Origin of the sequence: Streptomyces sp. NPDC088261, from assembly GCF_044740805.1 — a bacterium.
Taxonomy (GTDB): Bacteria; Actinomycetota; Actinomycetes; order Streptomycetales; family Streptomycetaceae; genus Streptomyces.
Genome location: NZ_JBIURL010000001.1, coordinates 902,177 through 917,133, shown reverse-complemented (window position 1 = coordinate 917,133; position 14,957 = coordinate 902,177). Strand labels below are relative to the sequence as shown.

Below are 14,957 nucleotides of genomic sequence, written 5' to 3'. Positions count from 1 at the left end.
CTCCGGGCGCTTCCCTTCGGTATTTCGTGTTCCCGACTCTATCAGATGCTTTCGTATCCGATTTCCCCGGCCGGCGGGGCTCGCCTTCCAGGTTTCCGCTTTCGCGTTTCCCTTTCCAGCGATTCCGACTCTACCAGAACCTTTCGGGCCTGATTCCCAGTCAGAGGGGGGTTGTCGTCCTGGCCCTTCGGCCGTTCCGACGTCCCGAACACTAGCGGATTCCCCAGGCGACTCATAATCGAGAGATCGGGAGTTCGAAATGTATTTCGGCATGCGAAAACACATCCCGGCTGGGAGATCGTGCTGAGTTTGGGTGCCGCATCTGCGGCGGGAGTGGCTGCCGCCGGGCCGTACCGGCCCCGTGACAACTCGAAGAACCCTACGGATCCGGCAGGGGGCTGTCAAGCCCCCCGTTCAGTCCAGATCCGTCAGCCGTCCGCCCGCGTCCGGCTGGGCGTGTTCCACCCTGCGCAGCAGGCGGATCAGCATCTCGCCCAGCACCCCGCGCTCGTCGCCCGAGAGGTCCTGGAGCAACTCCTCCTCGAAGTCCGAGGCCATGCGCATGGCCGCGAGCCACTTCGTACGGCCCACGTCGGTCAGCTCCACGATCACCCGTACGCGGTTGTTCTCGTCGCGGTCGCGGGTGACCAGGCCGTCGCCCGCCATGCGGTCGATGCGGTGGGTCATGGCGGCCGGGGTGAGGCCGAGGCGCTTGGCGAGTTCGCCGGGGCCCAGGCGGTAGGGGGCTCCGGAGACCACGAGGGTCTTGAGGACCTCCCACTCGGCGTTGCTGATGCCGAGGTCGGCGACCTGCCGGCCGTACGCGACGTTCATGCGGCGGTTCAGGCGGCCCAGCGCCGAGACGATCTTCTCGACCTGCGGGTCGAGGTCGCGGAATTCGCGCTGGTAGGCGGCGATCTGCTCGTCGAGGCTCGGCTCCTGGAGGCCCTGTCGGGCGGGCTTGGCCGGGGTGTCGGACATCGGGGAAGTATCGCACGGGTGCGCGTTGGCTTCTAAGTCCTTCGATGTGTATTGTTGAGGTCTTAACTTTAGCTTCTAAGTCTTCGGACGTCAGTTCTTAGGTGGGTGAGTGTGACCAGGGAGTGGGGCGCGGCCATGCGCAGGATCCAGGCGGGCAACGCGCTGAGCGCGTTCGGGCTGGGGTTCACGGTTCCGTACCTCTATGTGTACGTGGCTCAGGTGCGGGACCTGGGGGCCGGTACCGCCGGTGTGGTGCTGGCCGTCTTCGCCATGGCCGCGCTGGTCGTCCTCCCCTTCACCGGCCGGATCATCGACCGGCGCGGTCCGCTGCCCGTGCTGGTGAGCGGGGCGGTGCTGGCCTCGGCGGGGGCGCTCGCCATGGGGTTCTCGGGGAGCGTGCCGGCGGCGGTGATGTCGGCGGCGCTGCTCGGTGCCGGCACGGCCGTGATGCAGCCGGCGCTGGCCACGATGATCGTGTGGTGTTCGACGGCGGCGACCCGGACGCGGGCCTTCGCGACCCAGTTCTTCCTCGCGAACCTCGGGCTCGGGGTCGGCGGGCTGGTCGGCGGTCAGATCGTCGACCAGGACCGGCCGGGCAGCTTCACGCTGCTCTTCGCCGTCGAGGCCGTGATGTTCCTCGTCCTGGCGGGCATGGCCGCCTCGGTACGGCTGCCCCGTCCGGCCGCCCTCGCCGTGAGCGCGCTGTCCAAGGAGGACAAGGGTTCCGCCGGGGGCGGGCTGCGGGCGCTGCTGCGTCACCGGGCGATGGTGCGGCTTCTCGGGCTGGGCTTCGTGGTGTTCTTCGCCTGTTACGGGCAGTTCGAGTCGGGGCTCGCCGCGTACGGCACCGAGGCCGCGGGGATCGACCCGTCGACGCTCGGGGTCGCGCTGGCCGCCAACACGGCGGTGATCGTGATCGCGCAGTTCGTGGTGTTGCGGCTGGTCGAGCGGCGGAGTCGTACCCGGGTGATCGCGGCGGTCGGGCTGATCTGGACCGTGGCCTGGATCGTCGCGGGGTACGCGGGGCTCGGGCACGGGAGTACGACGATGGCGACGGCCGCGTTCATCTCCACGTACGCGCTCTTCGGGCTCGGTGAGGCGATGCTCGCGCCGACCGTCGCGCCGCTGGTGGCCGATCTGGCGCCGACATCGATGGTCGGGCAGTACAACTCGGCCTTCGCGCTGGTCAAGCAACTGGCGCTGGCGGTCGGTCCGGCGGTGGGCGGTCCGATGGGGGCGTCGCTGCACGGGCCGTACATCGTGACGTTCGTACTGTTCTCGCTGGGGATCACCGTGCTGGCGCTGCGGCTCGGCCGGCGGCTCACACCCGCGCAGGACCGGCCTTCGGTCGTGTCGGTCTCGCGGGTGGTCGCGCGGCGGCTGCCGGAGGGCGCGGAGACGGCCGAGCCCGCGGCGAGGGAACCCGTACCGGAGCGGGTGGGGTGACAGCCGGGAACGGCGGCCCGTCAGCGCGGTAGGGCGAACTCGCACCAGACGGCCTTGCCGCCGCCCAGGGTGCGGCGTGATCCCCAGGACGAGGCGATCGTCGCGACGATGGAGATGCCGCGGCCCGCCTCGTCCGCCGGTTCGGCGCGGCGGCGGCGTGGCAGGTGGTCGTCGCCGTCCGTCACCTCGATGATCAGCCGGCGGTCGGTGCGGCGGAGTCTGAGGCGCATGGGCGGGGTGCCGTGCTGGAGGGAGTTGGCCACCAGTTCACTGGTGGCGAGCACGCCCAGGTCGCGCAGTTCGACCGGGAACCGCCAGGAGGAGAGCACTCCGGAGGCGAAGGCGCGGGCGCGCGGGGCGGCCTCGACGCCGCCCAGGAGGTCGAGCGCCGCGTTGTGGAACAGCTCGGCGTCCGGGCCCGTACGCGCCGGGTACTGGAGGACGAGGACGGCCACGTCGTCATCGTGGTCGGCCGTGACGCCGAGGGAGCGGATCAGCCGGTCGCAGACGACCTGGGGTGAGCCCTTGGCGCCCGCGAGGGCGCGCTCCAGGGATTCGATGCCCTCGTCGATGTCCTCGCCCCGGCGTTCGACGAGGCCGTCGGTGTAGAGGACGGCGGTGGAGCCGGGCGGGAGCGCGATGCTGCCGGAGGTGTGCTGCCAGCCGCCGGTGCCGAGCGGGGGGCCCGTGGGGTCCGCCGCCCGTTCGACCGCGCCGTCCTCGTCGCGTACGAGGATCGGCAGGTGGCCGGCGGAGGCGTAGACGAGGCGGCCCTCGTCCGGGTCGTGGACGGCGTAGACGCAGGTGGCGATCTGGCTGGCGTCGATCTCCGCGGCGAGTCCGTCGAGGAGTTGCAGCACCTCGTGCGGGGGCAGGTCGAGGCGCGCGTAGGCGCGTACGGCGGTGCGGAGTTGGCCCATGACGGCGGCGGCGCGGACGCCCCGGCCCATGACGTCGCCGATGACCAGGGCCGTACGGCCGGCGCCGAGGGTGATGACGTCGTACCAGTCGCCGCCGACCGCGGCGTCCTTGCCGCCCGGCTGGTACGTGGCGGCGACGCGCAGGTCGTCGGGCTGCTCCAACTCCTGGGGCAGGAGGGAGCGCTGGAGGGTGACGGCGGTCTGCCGGTGTCTGCGCTCGCTGGTGCGGAGCCGTTCGGCGGCCTCGGCGTGGTCGGTGACGTCGGCGGCGAAGATGAGGACGCCGCCGGAGCCGGCGCAGCGTACGGGGGTGCAGGTGACCGTGTAGGAGCCTTCGCCGGTCTCGGGCCTGTCGGGCTTGTCGGGTCCGTCGTGGCGGTCGGGGCCGTCCTGGCGGTCCTGGCGGTCGGGGCCGTCCTGGTGGCGGTCGGACCGGCCGCGTACGTGGACCTTGCGGGACCTGACCGTACGGGGCTTGCCGCTGCGCAGCACCTGGTCGAGGAGCGGCAGGAGGCCCAGCTCGGCGAGTTCGGGGCAGCTGTCCGCCGCGGGCATGCCGGCGGTACGGGGGCCAAAGGCGGCCGCGTAGGCGTCGTTGACGTACGCGAGGCGGTGCTCGGGGCCGTACACCAGGGCCACCAGGGCGGGTAGTTCGCCCAGGATCTCCCGTACGGAGAGGTCCTCCAAGGAGGGGACGCCGTCCGGCGCGGGGTCGGGCTGCCGCTCGTACTCACCACGGGCCGCGGGCACGGAGCCGCGGTCGGTCCGCGCGGCGGCGCGGCGCTGCGTACCGGGGAGCCGGGCGCTCCAACGCGTGAAATTCACGTCTGTTCAGGCCTCATGGGGTCGTGTTGCTGTTCGTCTTGGCCGAGCGGAGCCGAGCCGAGCCGAGCGTGCCGGATCAGTCGGTGCACCGGTTCACTCTGTGCGGAGGTGAGCCCACCTATGGTCACACGCGGGTCACGGCTCCAGTGTCGCCGACCGGACGGGCGGCGGGCACCGGCGGAGTGCCGGGCGCCGGGATCACCGGTGATGCAGCCGGTGGCGCGACCCGTCCGCCGGCGCCGGCGTACACCGTCCTAGGACGGGTCGCCCGGCGTGTCCTTGCGCGTGTCCCCGGTGTTCCAGCCCTCCGCCGTGTTGGTCTTCCAGCCCCCCGCGGCGTCGGTCCTGCGGCCTCCCGCGGCGAGTTCGAATTCGGCGCGCGGGTGTTCCAGTGAGCCGAGGGAGACGATCTCCCGCTTGAAGAGCCCCGAGAGGGTCCATTCCGCGAGGACCCGGGCCTTGCGGTTGAAGGTGGGGACGCGGCTGAGGTGGTACACGCGGTGCATCAGCCAGGCCGGATAGCCCTTGAGCTTGCGGCCGTAGACGTGCGCCACGCCCTTGTGGAGGCCGAGGGACGCCACGGAGCCCGCGTACTTGTGACGGTAGTCCTGGAGGGGTTCGCCGCGCAGGGAGGCGAGGAGGTTCCCGGCAAGGATCTTGGCCTGGCGGACGGCGTGCTGGGCGTTGGGCGCGCAGTCCGTGCCCGGTTCGGCGGCGGTCAGGTCGGGTACGGCGGCGGCGTCGCCGGCGGCCCACGCGTGCTCGGCGCCCTCGACGCCGAGCTGGGGGGTGCAGGTGAGGCGGCCGCGTTTGTCGAGGGGGAGGTCGGTGGCGGCGAGGACGGGGTGCGGTTTGACGCCGGCCGTCCAGACGAGGGTGCGGGTGGGGAAGCGGGTGCCGTCGCTGAGGACGGCGACGCGGTCCTCGCAGGAGTCGAGGCGGGTGTCGAGCCGTACGTCGATGTTGCGGGCGCGCAGCTCGCGGACGGCGTAGCGGCCCATCTCCTCACCGACCTCGGGGAGGATCCGGCCGGTCGCCTCGACGAGGATCCATTTCAGGTCCCCGGCCTTGAGGTTGTGGTAGTACCGCGTGGCGTAGCGGGCCATGTCCTCCAGTTCGGCGAGGGCCTCGACGCCCGCGTAGCCGCCGCCGACGAAGACGAAGGTGAGGGCGGCGTCGCGGAGGGCGGGGTCGCGGGTGGAGGAGGCGATGTCCATCTGCTCGATGACGTGGTTGCGCAGGCCGATGGCCTCCTCGACGGTCTTGAAGCCGATGCCGTGTTCGGCGAGGCCGGGGACGGGGAGGGTGCGCGAGACGGAGCCGGGGGCGAGGACGAGTTCGTCGTAGGTGACGTCGACGGTGCCGTCGCCCTCCTCCTCGGCGCCGAGGGTCCTGAGGGTGGCGGTGCGCCGGGCGTGGTCGATGGAGACGGCCTCGCCGAGGACGATCCTGCATCCGGACAGCACGCGCCGGAGCGGGACGACGACGTGGCGGGGGGAGATGTTCCCGGCCGCGGCTTCCGGGAGGAACGGCTGATACGTCATATAGGGCTCGGGGGTGACGACGGTGACCTCGGCCTCGCCGCTTCTGAGCTTCCGCTGGAGGCGCAGCGCGGTGTACATGCCGACGTAGCCGCCACCGACGACGAGAATGCGCGCGGGAGGCGCGGCGGGCGGGGGTGCGGGGGTCGTCCCCCGGGAGATCTCAGCCATCACTCCCCCATGACGCAACGCCCTCAGGGCTTTGTCCACAGCCCCGACAAATTGTGTGACCGGAGCCGGTCGGCGGAGCGGGGTGCGCAAATGCGCCGGTAATGCCGGAGGAAGCCAGGTCAGAGCGGGTGGAGGGGGGTGAGGGAGATGGTTGAATCACTCATCTTCCGGTCCTTGCTCCGATCGGGGCATGCTCCGTGCGGAACTACCCCCTTCTGAATTGACCCGGGCTCAACTATGTTCGTACCTCGTCGGGGTGTACGGCCTGTGACGGGACAGGCTCACATCGTCGACTGTCAAGCGGGGAGTCTCCGGGGGGAGACATCATTACCGGGGGAACGCTTATGCACATTCAGGATTCGCATTGGCAGGCTGCCGTCGTCTCGGACGGGGAAGGCCGGTTGGGCGCGGGCGGGCGATCGGCTCCGCTCCGCGTGGACGCACAGCGCAATCTGGAGCATGTACTGCGAGCGGCTCGCGAAGTGTTCGGCGAGTTGGGGTACGGGGCGCCGATGGAGGACGTGGCGCGCCGGGCCCGGGTGGGTGTCGGTACGGTCTACCGGCGGTTCCCGAGCAAGGACGTGCTGGTGCGGCGGATAGCCGAGGAGGAGACCTCCCGGCTGACCGACCAGGCGCGTACGGCGCTGGGGCAGGAGGAGGAGCCCTGGTCGGCCCTCTCCTGTTTCCTCCGTACGTCGGTGGCGTCGGGCGCCGGGCGGCTGCTGCCTCCCCAGGTGTTACGGGTGGGCGTGGACGGTGACGACCCGGCGGGGGCGCGCGGTCAGGCGCCCGAGGGCCGGGTGCCCCAGCAACGGCAGGCGGGCCAGCCCGACCTACGGGTGGTCGAACCGCGCCTGTCGGTGGACGACCTGGACGATCCGGGGGCGGTGGAGCTGCTGGAGGTCGTGGGCCAGCTGGTGGAGCGGGCGCGCGAGGCGGGCGAGCTGCGGGTCGATGTGACGGTGGCGGACGTCCTCCTGGTGATCGCGACGGCGGCCCCGTCCCTGCCGGACGCGGCACAACAGGCGGCGGCTTCGGCGCGGCTGCTGGACATCTTGCTGGAGGGGCTGCGGTCGCGCCCGGTGTGAGGTGGGCGTGGGCGGCGGGGGCTCGTGGGGGTGCGCGGGGAGCGGACAGCGGGGCGGGGTGTGCGCGGGGCTCGTGGGGGTGCGCGGGGGCTCGTGGGTGGGTCGGTGCGTTGGGCGGGCGGCGCGGGGGGTGGGGTTTCGGCGCTCGGCCTTTGGCGTTCGGGGTTCGGTGGCCGACGCGGGGTGCGGCTGGCGGCCGACGGCAGGCGTTTCGGCTTTCGGCGTTCGGTGGCCGAGGTGTGGCCTGCGGCCGAGGCGGGGTGCGCTCGGCGGCCGAGGCCGGGGCTCTACGGGGACCTTGCGGGGCCTACGGGTCTTCGCACGGGAACCCTTTTCCGACCTGTGCCGGGCGGCCTCACCGGTCCGGAGCGGGTGCCTTCGGCGGTCGGCGCCGGGTGGCCTTCGTCGCCTGACTTCGGCTCGAACTGGCGTACTTCCAGGGCCTGTTGAGGCTTCCCCGAACGGGTGAAGTGTGGGGCTCCGGCCCGGGAAACGACCCCGGACGAGTGGTTGCGGAGCTGGAGACGGCTTGGGCGCGGCGCGCTGTGGCACGCTGACCGGGTGTTTGGGTCGGACAGTGCGTGCGGGGGCTTCCGCGATGAGCGGTGATGGACGGGACGAGCCACGTGGTGGCGACGCCGAGGGGGGCACGGAGTCTGACGGCCCGACGTCCCGGCAGGTACCGAACCAGGCCGGCCCCAGAGAGCCGTCCGCGCCGGGAGGCGCGGGTGGTCCTGGGGTTCCTGGTGTTCCGGGGGTCGCCCCGAGTGGCCCCGACGTTCCGGCAGTGCCTGGCCGGCCCGACGGTTCCGGTGAACTTGGTAGCCCGGGCCGACCTGACAGTCGCGGAAAGCCGTCCACGCCGGGAGGCGTTCCGAGGACGCCTGGCCGACCCGATGGTTCCAGTGGACCTGGAAGCCCGGGCCGATCCGGCAATCACGGAGAGCCATCCGCACCGGGAGGCGTTCCGGAGACGCCTGGCCGACCCAACGGTTCCGATGAACCTGGAAGCCCGGGCCGACCCGGCAGGCGCGGAGAGCCATCGACCCCAGGAGACGTTCGGGGGATGCCTGGCCAGCCTGATAGTTCCGGTCCACCTGAAAGCCCGGGTCGACCCGGCAGGCGTGGAGAGCCGTCCACGCCGGGAGGCGCTGTTGGGCCCGGCGGCCTGGGCGGTCCGGAAGCCTCCGGTCGGCACCGAGGTCCCGGTGGGGCCGACCGTCCCGGCGGGCCGGGAGGCCTTGGTGGGCCCGATGGTTCCGGTGGGCTTGGAAGCTCTGGTGGACCGGGTGAGCCGGGTGCCTCTGGTGAGCCCGGTGGCGTTGGTCGTCCCGGTGGCCCTGTTCGGGCTGGTGGACCGGGAGGCCCTGTTCGGCCGGGTGGACCGGGGGCCTCTGATGGGCCCGGGGACGCGGGTGGACCCGGTGGCCCCGAGGGACCGGTAAGTCCGGGTCGGCACAGGGGTCCTGGCGAGCCTGGTCGTCCCAGTGGGCCAGGAGGCCTTGGTGGTCTGGACACCCCCCTTCGACACGAGGGTCCTGGCCGGCCCAGCCGTCCCAACGGGCCGGGGGAACCCGGCCGACCAGGTGAGCCTGAGGCCTCTGCTGGCCCTGGGGGCCCGGAAAGTCCTGGCCTGCCGGGTGGTCCCGGCGAGCCTGACCGTCCCAGTCGCTCAGGAGACCTTGGTCGCCCGGGTGGTCCGGAAGGCCCCCCTCGACACGAGGGTCCTGACAGGCCCAACCCTCCCAGCGGACCGGGAGGCCCCGGTCGACCAGGCGAACTACGGGCCCCTCGTGGTCCCGGAGGCGCAGGCGGGCCCGGTGGGCCGGACATCCACGGAGGGCACGGGGGCGCCGGTGGGCCTGGTGGGCCGGACACCTCTCGAGGGCCTGGCGGCGCTGGCAGGTCTGGTGGGCCAGGAGGCCCGGAAAGCGCCGGTCGGCACGAGGGTTCCGGCGGGCACAGCCGTCCCAGCGGGCCGGGGAACCCTGGCCGGCCAGGTGAACCGGGGACCATTGGTGGTCCCGGCAGGCCAGGAGCTACGGGCGGCCCTGGGCTGCCGGAGGGACCGAAGAGCCCCCCTCGGCACGAGGGGCCTGGTGGGCGCCGTCGTCCCAGCGGGCCGGAACACCCTGGTCGACAGGGTGAGTCAGGGGCCTCTGGTGGGCCCGGTGGCCCACGGGGACCGGGAAGTCCTGGTCTGACGGGTGGGCCTGGTGGGCCTGGGCGGTCGCCAGGGGGCCTTGGGCGTTCTGGTGGTGTGGAAGGGCCTCCTCGGGGCGAGGGGTCTGGTGGGCGTGGTCGTTTCAGTGGGTCGGGGCGACTTGGTGGTGCTGGATGGCTGGGGGGGCCTCGTGGGGCTGGTGGTCCCGGCAATTCTGGTGGCTCGTACGGGCCTGGTGGTCTTGGTGCTTCGGACAGCGCGGGCTTGTCGGGTGGTCCGGGTGTGTCGGGTGGTCCGGGTGCGCCGGGTGCGCCGGGTGGTCCCGGGGTGCCGGAGGTGCCCGGGGTGCGCGGGGTGCCGGGGGTGCCCGGGGTGCCCGGGGTGCCGGAGCAGGGTGGGGGTGGTGACGCGGGTTTGGCGGGGCGCGGCGGGCGCCGCGGCGCGGGTGTGCCGGGGCAGGGTGGGGGGCGTGGGTTCTTCGGGGGTGGGGGGGTGTCCGGGGGCCGTAGTGGGGGGCGTTCGGCTGGGGGGGATGGGGACGGTTGCGTGCCGGCGCAGCGGGAGCGGGGGAGCGAGGACGATCCCTGGTTCGGTGAGGACGTCGACGTACCGACGCTGGAATTGCCCGCCGCCGCGCTGTCCCGGTCGGACGCCAACCTGGTCCAGCGGATGCGGGACGGCGACGACAGCGCGTACGAGGAGCTGTTCCGCCGGCACTCGGACGCGGTGCGGCGCTACGCCCGTACCTGCTGCCGTGACGCGCACACCGCCGACGACCTGACGGCCGAGGTGTTCGCCCGTACGCTCCAGGCCGTACGCGGCGGGGCCGGGCCCGAGCAGGCGGTCCGCGCCTACCTGCTGACGACCGTACGGCGCGTCGCCGCGTCCTGGACGAAGTCCGCGAAGCGCGAGCAACTGGTCGACGACTTCGCGCTGTTCGCCGCGCAGGCCGCGCGCATCGCGGAGGTCTCCGACGTCGACACGCTCGATCTGGGCGCGGACGTACGGGCCATGCACGACGCCGAGCAGTCCCTCGCCATGCAGGCGTTCCGCAGCCTTCCCGAGCGCTGGCAGGCGGTGCTCTGGCACACCACGGTCGAGGACGAGTCGCCCAGCGAGGTCGCGCCGCTCTTCGGGCTGACCGCCAACGCCACGGCCGTGCTGGCCGGGCGGGCACGCGAGGGTCTCAAACAGGCGTACCTCCAGGCCCATGTGAGCACCGCGCTCACCTCGGGCGGCGACTGCGCCCGTTACGCCGACCGGCTCGGCGCGTACGCGCGCGGCGGGCTGCGGATGCGGGCCGAGCGGGGGCTGCGCAAGCACTTGGAGTCGTGCGGGAAGTGCCGGGTCGCGGCGGGGGAGTTGGCGTACGTCAACTCCGGGATCCCGGCGCTCGTCCCGATCGCGGTCATCGGCTGGTTCGCGGCGGGCTACTCGCTCAAGGCGGCGGCGATCATCGCGGGCGGCGGGGCCGCGGGGGCGGCGGGCGCCGCGGGGGCCGCTGCGGCGGCGGGTGGCGCGGCCGGGGGTGCTGCGGGTGGTGCCTCCGGTGGGGCGGCCGCCGGTTCCGCCTCCGGGGCCGCCGGAGGGGCTGCGGCTTCCGAGGGGCTCGGGGCGCCGGTGAAGGCCGGTATCGCGGGGCTGGTCGTCGTCGCGACGGCCGGTCTGGTGTGGGCGCTGGCGGGCAGCCCGGAGCACGCGGCCCGGCCGGACGCGAAGCCGCCGGCGGCGCAGCCGGTGCTTCCCGGTGGTCCGGTGCCGTCCTCGTCCCCGGCGAAGCCGGACGCGCCCGCGCCGCGGGTGTCTAGGCCCTCGCCTCCGGCCCCTCCTTCGCGTACGCCCGCGCCCGAGCGGCGGGCCGCGCCGGGGCGGGCGGCGTCGTCCGCGCCTGCGGGGGTGACTCGGCGGCCTTCGGTGCGGCCTGCTCCTGGGCCTACGCCCAAGCCGGCGAAGCCCGTTCCGGTGCCTGCGCCTCCGCCTGCCGTGTACCAGGTGAACCAGCTGGAGTACGGCGTCCTCGGGGACGGCACCGCGCCCGAGGTGCGGCTCGGCGGGAGCGGCTGGCTGTGGCAGCGGTCGGGCGTCTCGATCGGCGGCACCCGCTACGCATACGGCGTGACGATGCACGCCGGATCCTCCGTGACGATCGACCTCAACCGGAGCTGTTCCTCGTACGAGGCGATGGTGGGGGTGGACGACATGACCCTCGGGCTCGGTTCCGTCCGCTTCTCCGTGTACGGGGACGGGGGGCGGTTGTGGCGGTCGCCGGTGCTGAAGGGGGGTGGGGCGGCGGTGCGGGTGTTCGTGGGGATCGGGGGGCAGCGGACGATTCGGCTGGTGGTGGATCCTGAGGGGGCGGTGGGTGGGGTGGCGTTGGGGGATTGGGCGCGGTCTCGTATCGCGTGTCGTTGAACGGCCTGGCGGCCGGGCTTTGTCCTCGCGCCGGACGGGCGTGTGCGCGGCGGTGGTGGGCGCGGCTTTCTGTTTGTCCTCGCGCCGGACAGGCGTCTGCGGCCCGGTAGGCGGCGCGACTTACTGATGTCCTCAAGCGCCGGACGGGCTTGATTTTGCCCGCGCGTCCGGTGCCGGGTGCGGCTTACTGCGTCCTCAAGCGCCGGACGGGCTGGTTTGTGGCGTCTGCGCGGTGCGCGGGCGCGGCTCACTGATTGTCCTCAAGCGCCGGACGGGCTCCGTTTGGCCTCTGCTCGGTGGCCGGGTGCGGCTTACTGATGTCCTCAATCGCCGGACGGGCTTGGTGGTGCCCGCTGCGGGCCGGTGCCCCGGGCGCGGCTTGTCGCCGGGGGCCGGTCAGGGGTCGTGTCCTGCACTGCATGTTTTACGTCGCGTGCGGGCCCTTGTTTTGCGTAACGGTAGCCATGCGACACAAAACACGCTTTACGTTCCGGACACGACCCCTGCCCGTCCCCCTTCCAGGCCCGCGCACAAGACAACCCGCTCCCGTCGGGCGTGGGCGGAACCGGTGACCCGCACCGGGGGCAACCCGGGCCCTCCCGGAGGCACCTCCCGCCCATCCCGACGCACCCCCAGCCGGTGCGCTGGTGCGGGTCAGGGATGTCCTCAATCGCCTTACGGGCTTGGAGAGGCGGGGACCCTGCGGCGGGGGGGGGCGTTCACCTTTCCCGGCGGCGTGAGGGGGGTGGGGTCGGAGGAGGTGCGTGTGTCCGGACGTAAAGCGTGTTTTGTGGCGCATGACTACCGTTAACGAAACGAGTTCGTGCACGCGCCGTAAAACATGCAGTCCGGACATACGTGCCTCCGCAGGCCCCGCCCCCCGGCACCACGGCACACCCAAGCCCGTCCGGCGATTGAGGACATCTGTAAGGCGCGCCCACCACCGGGCCGCAGACGCCCGTCCGGCGCGAGGACAAGCAAGGAGCTCAGCCAAAAACCGGGCCGCGCGTCAAGCGTCACGCTCGCAGCGTCGGCCGCGCCACCACCCCCACCGCTCGGCGTCGCGGCGCCGCCGTGCCCGTCCAGCACGTGCCCCGGCGCGACAGCAGGCGGCGTAGCCAGAGCTCCGTGGAGACCAGGTCCGCCAGGCCGTCCAGGGGGACCGGCTCGCCCTCCGCCGCCGCGCGCAGCGCCTTGCGGACGACGCGGGCCTCGATCAGGCCCGCGTCCGCCAGGAGCGGCGCGTCGAAGAGGGCCAGCAGGTCGCCGATGGCCAGGCGCAGGCCCGCCCGGGTGGCCGCCGCCGTGCCGGCCCGGGACGTCGCGCCCCAGCCGGGCGGCAGGTCGTGGATGCCGGCGCCCGCGAGGACCGTGCGCAGGACGTCCGCGCGGGCGCCCGGCTGGACGCGCAGCGCCTCCGGCAGCAGGCGGCAGGCCCGGACGACCTGGTTGTCGAGGAAGGGGGCGTGGAGGCGCTGGCTGCGGATCTCGGCGGCCTGTTCCAGCACGCGGTGGTCCGCGGCGTACCGGGCGAGCGCCGCCCGCGCACGGGCCTCGCCGGGGCGCGGTACGGACGTGGGGCGGGCCGCCGCGGTCGACAGGCGAACCGATACTTCGGCGAGTGCCTCGCCCGTGAGCCAGCGGGCGGCCGGACCGGGCCGGGACCAGGTGAGCGCCGCGAGCGACGCGCCCAGCGGGCCGTCCGCGGCGGGGGCGAGCGGCGAGCGGTTGGCCTCGGGCAGGCGGGCCGCGGCGGCTTCGAGGCCGGTGCGGTACGGCGTACGGGCCAGGCGGCGGGCCGCCCGGTAGACGGTGAGCGGGACGAACAGCGAGGCGGGCGAGGCGCCTTCGGCCTTCGCGACGGCCGCGACGGGCGACAGGAGGTGGCGTCTGCGCCGGTCGAGGAGCAGGTCGGCGAGGCGGGCGGGGTGCGCGTCCAGGACCTCGCGCGCGCCGGCCCCGGTGAAGTGGTCGGCGCTGCCCGCCGCGAGTCTGCGCCGGTTGCGTTCGGCCAGGACGAGGGAGGGGCCCGGCTCGTCGGTGAGCGGGCCCTCCAACTCCGCGTACGGCAGGGCCTCTTCGCCCGCCGCGACGACGACGTGGTGCAGCCGGGGGTTCGCGGCGATGGACCGGGCCCGCTCCAGCTCCGCCTCGTCGCGCCCGCCGGTGGCCAGGTCGTTGAAGGTGACGGCGAGCAGCCGCTCCCCCGCGCCGGTGCCGTGCCCGAGGATCGTGCCGGGCGCGCCGGGCAGCCCGGCGGCGAGCAGCGCGAGGGTCCCGGACGCGCTGCCGCCCGACAGGTCGGCGCCGATGCCGGGGACCGGCGCCCCGCGGGCGGCGCGCCGTTCGGCGGGCCCCATGCCGGGGACGGGCCCGGGGTCCGGCGGCAGGGTCTCGGGGGCGTGGCGCGGGGCCGTGAGCCGCGCCCGTACGGCTTCCACGAGCGCGTCCCGGACGCCTTCGACGGCCCGGTCGGGGTCGAGTTGGGGCGCGGCGACGGCGAGCGACGCGACCTGTTCGTACCCGGTGATCTCGCGGGACCCCTCGCGCAGGATCAGGGCGTGCCCGGGCGGGATGCGTTTGACCCCGTCGTACGGCGTGGCGTCGCGCAGCGCCTCCGGGCTCTCCGGGCAGGCGAGGAGCGCCGCCAGGTAGCCGATGTCGAGCTGTGCCTCGATGAGGTCGGCGAGGGGCAGGGCGGCGGTGGCGTACGCGGTGCCGGCCGCCCAGGGCGTGTAGAAGACGGGCCGGGCGCCGGCCAGGTCGCCGACGACGGTGATGCGGCGGCCGATCTGCGCGACGGCGGTGTAACTCCCGGGCCAGGCCGTGAGATGGCGCAGCGCCCCGCCGCGCGCGGCGAAGAGGCCGACGCGGAGTTGTTCGTCGGTGGCGCCGCAACAGCCCAGGATCGCGAGGCGGTTGACGGCGTCGATGCTGACGACCCGTACTTCGTCGGGGCGCCAGTCGCCGACCGCCCAGAGCGGATCGGGGTCGCCCCACAGGAGTTGGGAGCCGACCGGGTGGACCGTACCGCCCCCCGTACCGCCTCCCGTACCGCCCCCCAAGACGTCGCCGTCGGCGAACCCGACGGCTCCCGCCGTGCCGTTGCCGCCCGCGTGCCCGCCGACCGCGCCGGCCACGGACCCGCCGACGCTCCCCGCCGTGCCCGCCGTTCCGAACCGCGCGGCGATACTGCTCCACCCCACCAACCAGCGCATCGCCGCCTCCACAGCCTGTGGACAAGTCACATCGAGGGCCGTCCCGGCAGCTCGGTCCGAAGCGTGGACCTTAGCCCGATCCGAAGCCCGATCCGAGCCGTTCGGGGACATGCTGCCACGACAACAGCACACAGGAGGGGCCGCGGGTAGCCCCCGGGGGGCGGACGCGCGACAGGCGCGAACATGCGAAT

Annotated in this window: 8 protein-coding genes; 4 read left to right on the top strand and 4 right to left on the bottom strand. The window is 73.6% G+C overall.

The window, feature by feature from the left end; translation table 11 throughout:
• Positions 1–414: 414 nt before the first annotated feature.
• Entirely contained in the window at positions 415–981 is a 567-nt protein-coding gene (locus tag ACIODU_RS03920) for a MarR family winged helix-turn-helix transcriptional regulator (protein WP_401763463.1), read from the bottom strand.
• A 135-nt stretch (positions 982–1,116) separates the two neighbouring features.
• On the opposite strand from ACIODU_RS03920, the gene ACIODU_RS03915 reads away from it, so the two are divergent.
• A complete protein-coding gene (locus ACIODU_RS03915; RefSeq protein ID WP_401763563.1) occupies positions 1,117–2,427 on the top strand; it encodes an MFS transporter in 1,311 nt (436 codons plus the stop codon).
• A 20-nt stretch (positions 2,428–2,447) separates the two neighbouring features.
• Here the strand turns inward: ACIODU_RS03915 and ACIODU_RS03910 are convergent, their stop codons facing one another.
• The gene (locus ACIODU_RS03910) at positions 2,448–4,172 is read right to left on the bottom strand and encodes a SpoIIE family protein phosphatase (protein WP_401763460.1); all 1,725 of its coding nucleotides are present in this window, start codon (positions 4,170–4,172) and stop codon (positions 2,448–2,450) included.
• Positions 4,173–4,426: 254 nt separating this feature from the next.
• Positions 4,427–5,884 (bottom strand): NAD(P)/FAD-dependent oxidoreductase, encoded by a 1,458-nt coding sequence (locus ACIODU_RS03905; protein WP_401763457.1) that lies wholly within the window; start codon positions 5,882–5,884, stop codon positions 4,427–4,429.
• 344 nt (positions 5,885–6,228) lie between these two features.
• On the opposite strand from ACIODU_RS03905, the gene ACIODU_RS03900 reads away from it, so the two are divergent.
• From ACIODU_RS03900 to ACIODU_RS03890, 3 genes are all read left to right on the top strand, one after another.
• Positions 6,229–6,972 (top strand): helix-turn-helix domain-containing protein, encoded by a 744-nt coding sequence (locus ACIODU_RS03900; RefSeq protein WP_356432180.1) that lies wholly within the window; start codon positions 6,229–6,231, stop codon positions 6,970–6,972.
• Between the two features lie 998 nt (positions 6,973–7,970).
• A complete protein-coding gene (locus tag ACIODU_RS03895; RefSeq protein WP_401763453.1) occupies positions 7,971–8,417 on the top strand; it encodes a hypothetical protein in 447 nt (148 codons plus the stop codon).
• Positions 8,418–9,583: 1,166 nt separating this feature from the next.
• Positions 9,584–11,548 (top strand): sigma-70 family RNA polymerase sigma factor, encoded by a 1,965-nt coding sequence (locus tag ACIODU_RS03890; RefSeq protein WP_401763560.1) that lies wholly within the window; start codon positions 9,584–9,586, stop codon positions 11,546–11,548.
• Positions 11,549–12,564: 1,016 nt separating this feature from the next.
• On the opposite strand, the gene ACIODU_RS03885 is transcribed toward ACIODU_RS03890, so the two are convergent.
• Positions 12,565–14,766, bottom strand: a complete 2,202-nt coding sequence (locus ACIODU_RS03885; RefSeq protein ID WP_401763450.1) for an asparagine synthase-related protein — start codon at positions 14,764–14,766, stop codon at positions 12,565–12,567.
• Positions 14,767–14,957 lie beyond the last annotated feature (191 nt).

What these genes read in the sequence shown, in the direction of transcription:
- ACIODU_RS03920 (WP_401763463.1), bottom strand. Translation starts at nt 981, where the DNA reads ATGTCCGACACCCCGGCCAAGCCCGCCCGACAGGGCCTCCAGGAGCCG.
- ACIODU_RS03915 (WP_401763563.1), top strand. Translation starts at nt 1,117, where the DNA reads ATGCGCAGGATCCAGGCGGGCAACGCGCTGAGCGCGTTCGGGCTGGGG.
- ACIODU_RS03905 (WP_401763457.1), bottom strand. Translation starts at nt 5,884, where the DNA reads ATGGCTGAGATCTCCCGGGGGACGACCCCCGCACCCCCGCCCGCCGCG.
- ACIODU_RS03900 (WP_356432180.1), top strand. Translation starts at nt 6,229, where the DNA reads ATGCACATTCAGGATTCGCATTGGCAGGCTGCCGTCGTCTCGGACGGG.
- ACIODU_RS03895 (WP_401763453.1), top strand. Translation starts at nt 7,971, where the DNA reads ATGAACCTGGAAGCCCGGGCCGACCCGGCAGGCGCGGAGAGCCATCGA.
- ACIODU_RS03885 (WP_401763450.1), bottom strand. Translation starts at nt 14,766, where the DNA reads ATGCGCTGGTTGGTGGGGTGGAGCAGTATCGCCGCGCGGTTCGGAACG.